Genomic DNA, 13,890 nt, shown 5'->3' with positions numbered 1-13,890 from the left:
CATCACGCACCCGCCGGCGCGACGGCGGGCGACTCGGCGGGCTCGGGAGGCTGGCGGCGGCCCGGCGAGGCGAGCAGGGCGACCACGAGCAGCAGCGCGCCCTGCGCCCACAACCACACGGCGTGCAGGACGCTCACTGGCTGGGCCGGGACGCGGGTGACCTGCTCGGCCAGGCGCCACAGGCCGCCGCCCGTGTCCGACAGGCTCATGCGTTCGAGTGACGGCTGGGAGTCGAGGGTCTTGGCCAGCTCGGGCGAGACGGGGGGCGCGACGGCGACCATCGCGATGCCCTGCGCGGCCAGCGTGGCCGCGTCCCCGCCGCGCCCGCCGACCAGGCCCTGCACGGCCGCGGTGACGCGCTCGCGGGCCTCGGACGCGACCGGCAGCTCCGCCTCGCCGATCAGCGGGGTGCGCCCGTGCAGGACGGTGAAGCCCGATCCCTTGATCACCAGCGTGCGTTCCCCCTGCGTCGTACGGGCGGCGGCGAGCGCCGGCATGACGTCCCGCGCATCGCCCACGAGCGGCCCGCGCACACCGCTGACCACCCAGTAGCCGGCCGCCAGCAGCGGCGTGCTGAACGCCACCGCCACCATCACCGTCGCGCCCAGCCGCCGCAGCCCACCCCCGGCACGCAGCTCGGCGAGCCGGTGCGCGGTCAGGCCGACCAGCACCACCAGCCCCGTCCCCGCGAACGCCAGCGGCACCCCCGGCCACACCTTCGCCCCCTCGACCGTGACCCGGCTGACCAGGACGGCCGCCAGCATCCCGTACAGGGCCACGCCCCAGCCGATCGCGACGATCACGCGTTGCCGGCGCATGAGCAGCGCGGCCAGCGCCGCCGCCACCAGGCCCGCCGTCACCCAGAACGGGGGCAGCCCCGGGCCGCCCGGGCTGAGGGCCAGCAGGCTTTCCGGGGGGAGGGACGGGTTCACGAGGGACGGGTCGTGCAGGCCGGCCTCCAGGAGGAACCGTCCGGGGTCCGTGACGAGGGTGGCCGTCCAGGGGAGCAGAAGGACGGGGGGTACGGCGAGGGCGATCAGGATGGAGACCAGGGCCTCGCGGTTGCTCGCCCGGACGCCTGGATGGTCGGCACGGCCCCGGCCGCGCCTGCCGCCCGCCCGTTCGTGACCATCGCCGGCGCCGGTCCGTCCCCGCCTGCCGCCCGCCCGCTCGCGGCCCTCGCCGGTCCGGCCGCGTCTGCCTGCCGCACGTTCAGGACGATCACCGGCCCGGCCGTGCCTGCCCGTGCCGGCACTCACGCCACCGGCGGCCTCAAAGGCGGTGGCTGGGGCGGCGCCGGCGGTAAAGGCGGTGGCCGCGCCCTGGGCGGTGGTGGGGGCGGCGTCTGGGTCGAAGGCGGCACTTGGGGCGAAGGCCGTACCTGCGAGGAAGGCGGCGCCTGGGGCAGCGGCGGTGGCGGGGCCCATGGCGGCGCCTGGAGTGAAGGCGGCGCTCGGGGTGAAGGCCGTGGCCGAGGCGGTGGCGGTGCCTGGGGCAGCGGCGATCCCCGGCGCGGTGGCAGCCGTGAAGGCGGTGGCGGTGCCCGGGGCGAAGGCGGTGGCGGGGCCGGGGGTGAAGGCGGGGGCTGGGGTGGCGGTGTCGGCCAGGTGGTCGTGGGTGTCGGGGTCGTTGTGGGTGTCGGGGTCGCGTCCGTTCGCGAGGAGCCGGCCGAGCCCCACCGCCCCCAGCACCCCCACCCCCGCCACCAGCGGATACACCAGCGGCACGAACGCCATCCCGACAGCCAGCCACAACCCCAGAGCCCAGGCGGCGCGCCGGGCCCGGCGCCGGTCGGGCGTGAGCAGGACGATGCCGAGCAGCCAGGCGTAGACGGGCAGGAGCGCGAACACCACGGCGGTTCCGAGCCGCCCGCCGGAGATGGCGCCGGTGGCGACGGGCAGCAGCGCGTACGTGCCGGCGGCCCAGGCGCGGGCGGGCACGGACGGGATGAGGTGCCGGGTGGCGAGGTAGGCGGTGGCGCCGGCCAGGGGCACGGAGCCGAGCAGCAGCACGGACACGGCCAGCCACGTCTTGCCGAGGGCGAGGGTGGAGAGCGCGGCGAGCACGGCGACGTAGGGCGGCGTGGGGGCGGTGGAGCCGAGGCCGACGTCGTGGAAGCCTTCGAGGTAGAACGCCCACAGGTCGGCGGCGCCGCCGGTCACGGGCACGAGTGCGCCGCCGCCGAGCCGTTCGCCGCCGAGCAGTGACCGCTCGGCGACCATCGAGACGGCGGTCAGCGCGAGCATGAGGATGACGCCGGGCCGGCCGATGAAGCGCTGGAACGCGCCGGTGTCGGTGGGCGGGGCGGCGTCCTGGTCGTCGGCGTGGGAGGCGTGGGCGACGTGGTGGTGGTGCTGGCCGGCGGCGTCCACGGGGGCTTCGCCGGCGAGGAAGCTCTGCACCATGTCGGTGAGCCGCCGGTAGGCCGCACCCCGAGGGGTCATAAGCCGCTTTATGCGGATATATCCCTTCTTGCGGCCGTAGCTGCGGGCCCGCCGCGCCCGCAGCAGCCTGAACGGGTGCGCCAGCACCGACGCCATGGCCACGACCTCGTCCAGCGCGTTCGCGGGCTGCTTGCTGACGATGAACAGCAACGTACGGAAGAACGAGCCGAGCACGTTCCGCAGCAGCGCCCAGACCATCGCCCCGAACGGCAGGTTCGCCATCACCACGAAGATCGCGTTGCGCCGGTCGAGGCGGCGCGGATGATCGCCGCTGACCGTGATGCGCCGCCGCCTGCGGGCCGCCGCCTCGGCGTGCCAGGCCACGGCGGAGGTCACGTTCAGGACCTTGTGGCCGGCGTTGCGCACCCGCCAGCACAGGTCGAGGTCGTCGCGGAACAGCGGCAGGAACGGGTCGAGCCCGCCCACCTGCTCCCACACGTCCCGCCTGATCAGCATCCCGGCCGTGGACACCGACAGGACGTCCCGCGTCCCGTCGTGCTGCCCCTGGTCGAACTCGCGCGGCTCCAGCCCCGTGTCCCTGCGCCCCGTGCGTCCGACGGTGACGCCGATCTCCAGCAGCCGCCTGCGGTCGATCCAGTCGAGCAGCTTGGGCCCGAGCACGGCGGCCTTGGGGTCCTGCTCGGCCGCGTCCAGCAGCATCTCCAGCGCGCGCCGGTCGGGGGCGCAGTCGTCGTGGAGCAGCCAGATCCATTCGCCGGCCCCGGAGGGCGGCATCCGGTCGAGCGCCTTGGCGACCGACTCGCCGAAGCTGTGGGAGCGCGGCAGGGAGATCAGGTTGCCGGGGCCGAGCGTCTGTCCGAGCAGTTCGGCCGAGCCGTCCCTGCTGCCGTTGTCGACGCCCGCCACACGGTCCGGCCTGCGGCTCTGGTGGATCAGGGCACGCAGGGTCTCCCCGAGCCAGCGCGCGCCGTCGTGGGCGACGACGATCGCGGTGACGTAGGGACGGGACATGGCTGGGTGACTCCTGGGGGGAAGATCAGGCGGCCCCACCATACATGCGCAAGCCGTTCAGGAGATGCGAAAAGGGTCACACGGCGCTCCGCGTGACCCCTTCCCCCCTTATCACTAAACCGCCTGGCGCTTGATCCGTCTGCGCTCCCGCTCGGACAGCCCACCCCAGATGCCGAACCGCTCATCGTGCTCAAGTGCGTATTCCAGGCACTCGGCACGGACCTCGCACGATCGGCAGACCTTCTTGGCCTCTCGGGTGGAGCCGCCCTTCTCCGGGAAGAACGCCTCCGGATCAGTCTGCGCGCACAAGGCACGCTCCTGCCAGCCGAGTTCTTCAGCGTCAAGCTGATCCTGTGCGATGACCGGATCGGTCACTGCACACCTCCCTGCCGCCCGCCCGCAATGGAGCCCCCCATGGACGCCTTCCTTATTACCCACCCACGGGAAGGCGTAACAACATGGTTGTAATTACACGCGTGTGCTGCACGTGGCGTCAAGCGGCATGCAGCTATCCGGGGAAAGACCAGATCTCGCCCCGGTGTGCTCGGCATGTGATGTTCGCACCCGGGCCGACGCCTTACGGGCAGGGCATCGGCCAGGCTCGTTCAACGCTGTCAGCGGTCGGAACCGTACCAGGGCGGGAAAGACGCCCGCCCGTGGCCCACCTTCTCTCTAGCCGTTCATTGCCGGTCCGTTACCTGCGTGGCTCATTGGGGGTGTATATGGCGGTCGGGTCGATCGGGTCGTCCCCGGGGCGGCGCTGGTCGGTGCCGTAGCCGCCGCCGAACGTGGCCGGGTCGATCCGCATCGTCGACTCGCCGTTCTGCGGGTCCGGCCAGCCCTGCTGCTGGGGCTGCTGCTGCGGGGCCTGGTGGGTGGGCTGGTACTGGCCCTGCTGGGGCTCGTACCCGCCGTGCTGCGGGCCCGCGTGCTGGGGTCCCGCGTGCTGCGGGCCGGCATGTGGGGCGCGGCCTGCGGGGGTGCGGCATGCGGGGGTGCGGCGTGCGTGGGCCCTGGTGCGGGGGTGCCGCGTGCTGGGGCTGCTGGGGGTGGCCGAACGGGTCGTCGTACGGCCTGCCCTGCTGGCCGCCATAGTCGGGGACGCGCAGCTCCGGCTGGGTGCCGACGTTCGACTGGTACGTCTCCGCCTGCTGGTAGGCGTCCAGGAGCTGCTGCGAGCGCGGGTCCACCGGCGGGTCGGGCTCCTGGTACGCGGGCGGCGTCGCGAACTCGTGGCCCGAGTAGCCCGTGAACGGCTGGCCACCCTGCGCCGGCGGCTGCTCGAACGGCGCCTGCGGCTGCTCGAACGGGGTCTGCGGCTGGTCGAAGCCGCCCTGCGGCTGGTCGAACGCGCTCTGGCCGAAGTACGGCTGCTGCTGCCCGAACTGCTGGGGCTGGGGCTGGGGCTGCTCGGCCTGGGGCGGGTACTGCACGTTCGGCGTCGTGTCGCCCGACGGGTACGCCTGGTCGGCCGCCGCGTACGGGCTCGGCTGGTGCTCCGCCGGCGTGGGGAAGGGGTCGTTCGCGGGGGGCGCGTACGGGTTCGGGCTGGCCTGGCCGTACAGGTTCGGCTGGCTGTCGGCGGGGACGTACGGGGCCGGGGTGTACTCGCCGGCCGGCGGGGTGCTGTACTCCTGCACGGGCGGCGGCACCGGGGTGGAGGGCGCCGTGTCGGCGGGCACGTACTGGCCGAAGCCGTCGGCGTTGTAGGGCTCGGGCTGCTGCTGGTCGGAGGGGGCGGCCGGCAGCGCGCCCCTGATCTGCGGCTGCGGCGAGTAGGAGGCCGCGGCCTGGGGCTCGGGGGCCTGCTCCGGCTGCCCGCCGAAGCCGGGCTGCTGGCCGTAGCCGGGGGTGGAGGGCGGCTGCTGGCCGTAACCAGGCGTGGAGGGGGGCTGCTGGCCGTAGGCGGGGGCGGAAGGGGGCTGCTGGCCGTAGCCGGGCTGCTGGCCGGACATCGGCTGAGGGCCGTAGCCGGGCTGGGGCTGCTGGCCCGGCTGGGGCTGGGGCTGCTGGCCGGACGGGGGCTGCGGCGCGTAGCCGGGCGCCGCCTGCGAGTCCTGCTGGCCGGAAGGCGACTGCTGGCCGGAGGGCTGCTGGCCGTACGCGGCCGGCTCCTGCTGCCCGCCGAAACCGGGCTGCGGCTGCTGACCATAACCGGCCTGCGGGTCCTGGGCGCCGGCGAAACCGGGCTGGGGCTGGCCGTAGCCGGGCTGGGGCTGCCCCTGGGGGTTCTGGGCGTTGTACTGCTGCTGGTCGAAGAACCCGGGCTGGGGCCCGAACTGGCCGTGGTACACCTGCGCGGCCGGCCGCTCGGGCAACACCTGCGGCAGCAGGTAGACCAGCGCGACGGCGGTCAGCGCGAGCGTGGGCACGCCGAGCAGCACGTACTCGACGGTGGCGCGGGCGCCGCCGCCGGCGAACAGCCCGGCCAGGAGCGCCAGCATGCCGAACACGGCCGCGAGCAGCAGCCCGACCGCGGCCCCGTACGTGATGGGCTTGGCCTTGGGCGACGGCGAGCCGACCTTGGTGACCAGCAACACGGCGCCGAGCAGGAGTGCCGTCACGACGGGGTTGGTCAGGCTGGAGAAGTTCGAGACGGCGCGCTCGGTGAAGGACGAGGTGCCGGACGAGCCGATCAGGATGTGCCCGATCGCCAGCACGACGTTCAGCAACCCGGCGACGAGCATGATCCAGGCGGCCGGCTCCTTGAGCCGGGCGACGTCAAATTTGCTCACAACTACCCCCATCAGACCCTTTAGCCCGAAGGGAGTTTGCCACATCACTGACTCACCCGCCGGGAGTCCCACGAACCTCTTTCTCAGCAAATCGCCCCATACCTGCCAGGACACCGCTGACAAAAGGTGGAAAACCGGTCCCGCGACGGGCTTGTCAGAGCCCGATGGAAGACTGGGCCGCATGCACATCGTGTCTCTCGCCGGCGGCATCGGCGGCGCCCGCTTCCTCCGGGGCCTGCGCGCCGCCGCGCCCGACGCCTCGATCACCGTCATCGGCAACACCGGTGACGACATCACCCTGTACGGCCTGCGGGTCTGCCCCGACCTCGACACCGTGATGTACACGCTGGGCAACGGCATCGACGAGGAGCAGGGCTGGGGCCGGGCCAAGGAGACCCACGTCGTCAAGGAGGAGCTGGCGGCGTACGGCGTCGAGCCGCAGTGGTTCGGGCTCGGCGACCGCGACTTCGCCACCCACATCGTCCGCTCGCAGATGCTGGAGGCCGGCTACCCGCTCTCGCAGATCACGCAGGCGCTCTGCGCGCGCTGGCAGCCGGGCGTGCGGCTGCTGCCGATGAGCGACGACCGCTGCGAGACCCACGTCGTCATCGAGGACGAGCGTGGCAAGCGCGCGATCCACTTCCAGGAGTGGTGGGTACGCCTGCGCGCCTCCGTGCCCGCCCAGTCGTTCGCCCTGGTCGGGGTCGACACCGCCAAGCCGGCCCCGGGCGTGCTGGAGGCCATCGAGCAGGCCGACGTGGTGATCCTGCCGCCGTCCAACCCGGTGGTGAGCATCGGCACGATCCTCCAGGTGCCGGGCATCCGCGCGGCGTTGCTGCCCAAGACCGTGGTGGGCGTCTCCCCGATCATCGGCGGCGCGCCGGTGCGGGGCATGGCCGACGCGTGCCTGACCGCGATCGGGGTGGAGACGACCGCGCAGGCGGTGCTGGAGCTGTACGGGTCCGAGCTGATCGACGGCTGGCTGGTCGCGGAGGAGGACTCCGGGGTGGCGCTCGACGGCGTGCGCGTGCTGGCCCGCCCGATCCTCATGCACGACGCCGAGGCGGCGGCCGACATCGCCCGCACCGCCCTCGACCTGGCCCAGGAGCTGCGCAAATGAGCGAGCGGAACGACACCGGCGATCTTCCCGTGAGCAGGGTGGCCAAGGTGGAAGTGATCCCCGTGACCGGCCTCGGCGAGGTGCGGCAGGGCGACGACATCGCGGCGCTGCTGTCCGGCGCCGACCTGCGTGACGGCGACATCGTGGTCGTCACGTCCAAGATCGTCAGCAAGGCGGAGGGCCGGGTGCGCCGGGCACCCGACCGTACGGCGGCGATCGAGGAGGAGACCGAGCGCGTGGTCGCCAGGCGCGGCGACACCGTGATCGCCCAGACCAGGCACGGCTTCGTCATGGCGGCGGCGGGTGTCGACGCCTCCAACACCGAGCCGGGCACCGTGCTGCTCCTCCCGGAGGATTCCGACGCCTCGGCGCGCGCCATCAGGGCGAAGCTGGGCAGGCGGGTCGGGGTGATCGTGTCCGACACGTTCGGGCGGCCGTGGCGCAACGGCCTGACCGACGTGGCGATCGGCGCGGCCGGCGTGCTGCCGCTCGACGACTACCGCGGCGCCTCCGACTCCTACGGCAACGAGCTCAACGTCACGGTCACGGCCCTGGCCGACGAGATCGCGAGCGCGGCGGAGCTGGTCAAGGGCAAGCTGGCGGGGGTGCCGGTGGCGATCGTGCGCGGGCTGGCGCACCTGGTGACCGACGACGACGGGCCGGGCGTCCGGCCGCTGGTGCGCCCCGCCGACCACGACCTGTTCCGGTTCGGGTCGCGGGACGTCGTCTTCGCCCGCCGGACGATCAGGGAGTTCTCCGAGCAGCCGGTCGATCCCGAGGCGGTGCGCCGGGCGGTCGCGGCGGGCATCGCGGCGCCGGCGCCGCACCACACGACGCCGTGGCGGTTCGTGCTGGTGGAGTCGGCGCAGACCAGGACGAAGCTGCTCGACGCCATGCGGGAGGCGTGGATCGCCGACCTGCGCGGCGACGGGTTCTCGGAGCAGTCGATCGCCAAGCGGGTCAGGCGGGGCGACGTGCTGCGCAACGCGCCCTACCTGGTGGTGCCGTGCCTGGTGATGGAGGGCTCCCACACCTACCGCGACGATCGGCGCAACGCCTCGGAGCGGGAGATGTTCATCGTGGCGACCGGCGCCGGGGTGGAGAACTTCCTGATCCAGCTCGCGGTGGAGGGGCTGGGCTCGGCGTGGGTGTCGTCCACGATGTTCTGCCGGCCGGTCGTGCGCGAGGTGCTCGATCTGCCGGAGTCGTGGGATCCGATGGGGTGCGTGGCCGTGGGGCACGCCGCCGCGCCGCCGCGCGACCGGGCGCCGCGCGACCCGGCGGACTTCATCGTGACGCGCTGACGGGCGGTCAATCGGCCGTTTACCGTTAGGAAACTTTCCTTTACATTGGGGCCATCCCCCCATGTGAAGGAGCCACTTCAATGAGAAGGACCCTCACGTTAGTCGCCGTGGTGGTGATCGCGGTCGCCACCACGGTGTTCAACACCAGCCCGGCCTTCGCCCACGGGTACGTCCTGACGCCGCCCTCCCGCCAGGCCAACTGCGCCCAGGGCAAGGTCTCCGGCTGCGGCAACATCATCTACGAGCCGCAGAGCGTCGAAGGCCCGAAGGGGCTGCGTAGCTGTCACGCGAACCTCAGCCAGTTCGCGCAGCTCAGCGACGACAACAAGCCGTGGCCCGTCGCCTCCGTGGGCAGGTCGGTGACGTTCACCTGGACGTTCACCGCCCGGCACGCCACGCTGAACTACGAGTACTACATCGGCAACACGCGGGTCGCCGTCTTCGACGGCCACGGCCAGCAGCCGCCCGCGACGATCTCGCACACGGTCGACTTCTCCGGCTACTCGGGCCGCCAGAAGGTCCTGGCCATCTGGAACATCTCCGACACGACGAACGCGTTCTACTCCTGCGTCGACCTGAACATCGGCGGCGGTGGCGGCAACCCGACCCCGACCCCCACCCCGACCGTCACGCCCACCCCCACGCCGACGCCGACCCCGACGCCGACCACGCCCTCGGGCACGTGGAAGGCCGGCACGGCCTACGCCGTGGGCAACACCGTCACCTACAACGGCGCCACGTACCGGTGCCTCCAGGCGCACACCGCCCTCGCGGGCTGGGAGCCGCCGAACGTGCCCGCCCTCTGGGCCCGCGTGTAGCACCGGGGGCCGGCCGCCGTACGCACGGCGGCCGGCCCTCCCCCAAGGGCAGGGGCACGGACCATGAGGATGACCCCGCGGCCCTTGGCCGTCAGGCCGTCGGCTTGCAGGTCGGGTGGCACAGGCGGCGGGCCAGGGCGGCGAGGAACACGTCGATGATCTCCCCGGGCTCCTCGGCCTCGTGCAGGGACCCGTTGGTGGCGGCCGTGATCCGGGACAGGCCGGCCCGGTCCACCCCCTTGCCGAACGCGATCACGATGATCTGCACGGGCCGGTCCGGGTTCCACTCCTGGCGCAGCCGGTCGAGGAGCTGCGTCAGGTTCGTGCCCTTGCCGTCGTCCCGCCCGGCCGTGATCACCAGGAGCGCGTTGTTCATCTCCTCCCGGTAGTCGCTGGTCATGGTGCGGAACCCGCTGAGTATCGCGTCGTAGAGCGAGCTGTCGCGTCCGGGATGGGCGGTGATGGTGGCGGTGAGCTGGTCGAGGCGGCTGCGGCGGATGACCTGCCCGGTCTCCGGCTCGTTGATGGGGCCGAGGCCGACGTGCTGCCGGTAGCCCTTGATGCCGCCCACCTTGTCGGCGAACTCCCACAGCCCCATGTGGGTGGAGTCGGGGAAGAGTCGCAGCCCGATCTTGGCCGCGTCGAGGGCCACGCTGACCCGGGTGCGGCCGTTGAGCGGCTCGGCCATGTGCTTGGAGGTGTCGGCCAGCACGAGGATGTTGGTGGGCGGAGCGAGCCGGCTCCACGCGCGCAGCGCCTCGTCGATGTCCTGCGGCGAGACCGACGACCTGGTCTTCGGGGCGGTGGAGGGGAGCTGCGGGCCGGGGGAGATCGGGCCCTGTGTGCCGTCGCCGGAGCGGAAGCCGGCCCGCCGGACGATCTCCTGGGCCTGCGCGCCCTTCAGCCAGTCGGCGAAGACGGTGGACGCCTCGGCCACGTCGGGGTCGGCGGCGGTGACGACGTACGGGTAGTCGAGGTTGATCGTGCCCTCGCGCGGGTGCAGGGCCACGACCGGGTCGGCGGAGGGGCGCAGGTTGTGCTGCCACACCGACTGCTCGGGCACGATGACGACGGGACGCTGCCAGAACGTGTGGTCGTCCACGGCCGCCAGCATGCTGCGGTAGTCGGGCGCCGACCCGGCCTGCGCCCAGCGGACGAACGCGGTCAGCGCCTTGTCGGCGTCGGGCCCGGTGCCGACGACGTCCCTGGCGGCGGCCACGGTGGCGATGCCCGCGCCGGCCAGGGAGGGGTCCGGCACGCGGACGACGTCGGGCTCGTCGGCGGTGGGCGTCAGCCGGCCGCGCACGGTCGAGGGGAAGACCATCCGCCAGTTCATCTCGGTCTTCCCCACGGAGAAGCGCTGCGCCAGCGACGCCCGGGTGGCGAACACCAGCGGCGAGGTCGCCACCACGCTCTCCCCCGCCGGCAGCGAGCTGGCGCCCTGCTGGCGGGCCAGCCTGATCCAGGCGGAGGAGTCGGCGATCCAGCCGTCGGGCCGCTCGGCCAGCACGCCGGCCCGGTCGCCGATCAGCGTCCGTAAGACCGTGGCCGGCGGCTGCTCGGTCACCTGGACCAGCACGCACCGGCCGCCCACGGCCGTCTTCGTCCCGTTGAACCGGTCGGCCGCCCGCATGACGGCCGGGGCGACGTCCACCGCGGCGGCCACGTCGACCAGGAGGGGCTCGCGGGTGCTGCACAGCACCCCGCCGCCGCCGAAGATCACGACGAGGCCGGCCGCGACGATGGCCACGGCCGTGAGCCCTGCCAGCATGCCGCGCTGGAACGCCTTCCTGCGGCGCTGCTCGGGGGACAGCGCGGCGCGGTGCCGACCCAACCGCACGGTGAAGACCTCTCTCCCGGGGGAGTGATGATTCTCCCAGCGCCTCACAGGGCGAGCGCAAGCCCTTGTTAGAACACGTTACAACTAGGCGAGGGGCAACACCCTCCTGACGCTCTGGCAGACGCCGTCACTGGCCGCCGAGGCGGCCAGCCGCTCCTCGGACGGCACGCCGTACTCGGTGGTGCGCTGCCGGACCGGCCTGCCGGTGACCTCGACCATCGCGCGCAGCTCGCTGATCGTCTTGTACGAGCCGTTCTCCGACCCGGCCATCCGGCTGATCGTCTCCTCCATCAGCGTGCCGCCGAGGTCGTTGACCCCGCCCTGGAGCACCTGGCGGCACAGGTCGTCCTGGAGCTTGACCCACGAGCACTGGATGTTGCCGATGGCGCCGTGCAGCAGGATCCGGGCCAGGGCGTGCACCGCGCGGTTCTCCTGCGCGGTCGGGCCCGGCCTGGCCACGCCCGCCAGGTAGATCGGGGCGCTGGTGTGCACGAAAGGCAGCAGCACGAACTCGGAGAAACCCCCGGTCTCCTCCTGCAGCCCCCTGATCAGCTTGATGTGCCTGACCCAGTGCAGGTGGTTGTCCACGTGCCCGTACATCATGGTCGAGGTGGTGGGGATGCCGACCCGGTGCGCCGTGGTGATCACCTCGATCCACTCCTTGGCCGGCAGCTTGCCCTTGGTCAGCACCCAGCGCACGTCGTCGTCGAGGATCTCGGCCGCCGTGCCCGGCAGCGAGTCCACGCCCGCCTCCTTGGCGGCCTCCAGCCAGTCGCGGATCGACAGGTTCGTCCGGGAGGCGCCGTTGATGACCTCCATCGGGGAGAACGCGTGCACGTGCATGCCCGGCGTGCGTGCCTTCACCGCCCTGGCGATGTCGAAGTAGGCGGTGCCGGGCAGGTCGGGGTGGATGCCGCCCTGCATGCACACCTCGGTCGCGCCGGCCGCCCACGCCTCCTCGGCCCGGTCGGCGACCTGCTCGACGCTCAGCGTGTACGCGTCGGCGTCCGTCCTGCGCTGGGCGAAGGCGCAGAAGCGGCAGCCGGTGTAGCAGACGTTGGTGAAGTTGATGTTCCGGTTGACCACGTAGGTGACGTCGTCGCCCACGGCTTCCTTGCGCAGCGCGTCGGCGATCGCGGCCAGCTCGTCCAGCGCCTCCCCCTCGGCCCCGAGCAGGGCGACGGCCTCGGCGTCCGTCAGGCCGGCCGGATCGGCCTCGGCCCGCCTGAGCGCCTGGCGCACGTCGCTGGGGGTGGTGGCGGCGACGGTGCCGAGGCGCTCGCGCAGGGCGTCCCAGTCGCCGTAGACGTGGTCGAAGTCGTCGCGCCGGTCGTTCGTGCGGCCCGTGGTGTCGACCTCGACGTGCAGGTCCACCCGCCCGGACGCGGCGAAACCGCCGTCGGGCTCCTGCCAGGGCCGGCCCTCTAGCACGGCGTCCTCGCGGGCCAGGCCCGTCTCCGGGTCGGCCAGGGCGGAGACGTGCGCGATCAGGCGCGGGTCGAGCCAGGGCTCCCCGGCCAGCACGTACTCGGGGTAGATCGTCAGCCGCTCCCTGAGCCGGAACCCGGCCTCGCCGGTACGGGCGGCCAGGTCGTCGATCTGCGGCCACGGCCGCTCGGGGTTGACGTGGTCGGGGGTGAGCGGCGACACGCCGCCCCAGTCGTCGATGCCGGCCCTGATCATCAGCTCGTACTCGGAGTCCACCAGGTTGGGCGGCGCCTGGAGGCGGACGCGGGGGCCGAGCACCAGGCGGGCCACCGCGATCGTGGCGGCCAGCTCCTGGAGGTCGGCGTCCGGCAGGCCGCGCATGGCGGTGTCGGGCTTGGCGCGGAAGTTCTGCACGATGACTTCCTGGATGCCGCCGTACTCCCTGGCCACCTTGCGGATGGCGAAGATCGACTCGGCGCGGTCCTCGACGGTCTCGCCGATGCCGATGAGGATGCCCGTGGTGAACGGCACGTTCGTGCGGCCGGCGTCCTCCAGCACGCGCAGCCGCACGGCCGGGTCCTTGTCGGGCGAGCCGTAGTGCGGCTGCCCCTTCTCCTCGAACAGCCGCCGCGACGTCGTCTCCAGCATCATCCCCATGGACGGCGCGACGGGCTTGAGCCGCTGGAAGTCCCGCCAGCTCAGCACCCCCGGGTTGAGGTGCGGCAGCAACCCGGTCTCCTCCAGCACCCTGATCGCCATCGCCCGCACGTAGGACAACGTGTCGTCATAGCCGTGCGCGTCCAGCCACTCCCTGGCCTGGTGCCAGCGGTCCTCCGGCCGGTCCCCCAGCGTGAACAGCGCCTCCTTGCACCCCATGGCCGCCCCCTGCCGGGCGATCTCCAGCACCTCGTCGGGGCTCAGGAACGGCGCGGGCAGCTTGTGCGGCGCCGTCGCGAACGTGCAATAACCACACCGGTCCCGGCACAGCCGGGTCAACGGGATGAACACTTTCCTGCTGTAGGTGATGATCCCCTCGCGCCCGGCGGCCCGCAGACCGGCGTCGCGCACGCGGGAGGCGTGGTCGAGGAGCGTGTCGAGGTGCCCGTCCCTGGCGTGCAGGAGCACGGTCGCCTCGGTCACGTCGAGCGTCTTGCCGTCCCTGGCACGGGCGAGGGCGCGGCGGAGCGCGGAGTCAGAACTCATAGAGGCACAGTACGACGGGCTGAGTT

The 13,890-nt window shown here is 72.8% G+C and carries 8 protein-coding genes; 3 read left to right on the top strand and 5 right to left on the bottom strand.

From position 1 onward, the window contains the following. Positions 1–2: 2 nt before the first annotated feature. The 3 genes from KIS93_RS67755 to KIS93_RS39365 all read right to left on the bottom strand — a co-directional run bounded on the left by KIS93_RS67755 (position 3) and on the right by KIS93_RS39365 (position 6,151). On the bottom strand, positions 3–3,416 hold the full coding sequence (locus KIS93_RS67755; RefSeq protein ID WP_268966896.1) for a glycosyltransferase family 2 protein: 3,414 nt from the start codon (positions 3,414–3,416) through the stop codon (positions 3–5). Positions 3,417–3,530: 114 nt separating this feature from the next. Beyond that, the gene (locus KIS93_RS39370; protein ID WP_020546325.1) at positions 3,531–3,791 is read right to left on the bottom strand and encodes a WhiB family transcriptional regulator; all 261 of its coding nucleotides are present in this window, start codon (positions 3,789–3,791) and stop codon (positions 3,531–3,533) included. Between the two features lie 332 nt (positions 3,792–4,123). Further along, on the bottom strand, positions 4,124–6,151 hold the full coding sequence (locus tag KIS93_RS39365; protein ID WP_186404656.1) for a hypothetical protein: 2,028 nt from the start codon (positions 6,149–6,151) through the stop codon (positions 4,124–4,126). Between the two features lie 181 nt (positions 6,152–6,332). Between KIS93_RS39365 and cofD the strand changes: the two genes are divergently transcribed. The 3 genes from cofD (at position 6,333) to KIS93_RS39350 (ending at position 9,393) form a co-directional block, all read left to right on the top strand. Next, on the top strand, positions 6,333–7,271 hold the full coding sequence (cofD, locus tag KIS93_RS39360; RefSeq protein ID WP_080042883.1) for a 2-phospho-L-lactate transferase: 939 nt from the start codon (positions 6,333–6,335) through the stop codon (positions 7,269–7,271). Next, positions 7,268–8,575, top strand: a complete 1,308-nt coding sequence (locus KIS93_RS39355) for a coenzyme F420-0:L-glutamate ligase (RefSeq protein ID WP_080042884.1) — start codon at positions 7,268–7,270, stop codon at positions 8,573–8,575. Before cofD ends, KIS93_RS39355 begins: the two co-directional genes overlap by 4 nt. Positions 8,576–8,655: 80 nt before the next feature. Next, the gene (locus KIS93_RS39350; RefSeq protein WP_080042885.1) at positions 8,656–9,393 is read left to right on the top strand and encodes a lytic polysaccharide monooxygenase; all 738 of its coding nucleotides are present in this window, start codon (positions 8,656–8,658) and stop codon (positions 9,391–9,393) included. A 91-nt stretch (positions 9,394–9,484) separates the two neighbouring features. On the opposite strand, the gene KIS93_RS39345 is transcribed toward KIS93_RS39350, so the two are convergent. Beyond that, positions 9,485–11,233 (bottom strand): substrate-binding and VWA domain-containing protein, encoded by a 1,749-nt coding sequence (locus KIS93_RS39345; protein WP_230465583.1) that lies wholly within the window; start codon positions 11,231–11,233, stop codon positions 9,485–9,487. 84 nt (positions 11,234–11,317) lie between these two features. Next, positions 11,318–13,864: a bifunctional FO biosynthesis protein CofGH gene (locus KIS93_RS39340; protein ID WP_080042886.1), complete on the bottom strand. Its 2,547-nt coding sequence runs from the start codon at positions 13,862–13,864 to the stop codon at positions 11,318–11,320. Positions 13,865–13,890 lie beyond the last annotated feature (26 nt).

The organism is [Actinomadura] parvosata subsp. kistnae (assembly GCF_900323885.1).
GTDB lineage: Bacteria > Actinomycetota > Actinomycetes > Streptosporangiales > Streptosporangiaceae > Nonomuraea > Nonomuraea composti.
The sequence above is the reverse complement of the archived record's forward strand: the minus strand, read 5'-3'. Positions and strand labels throughout refer to the sequence as shown.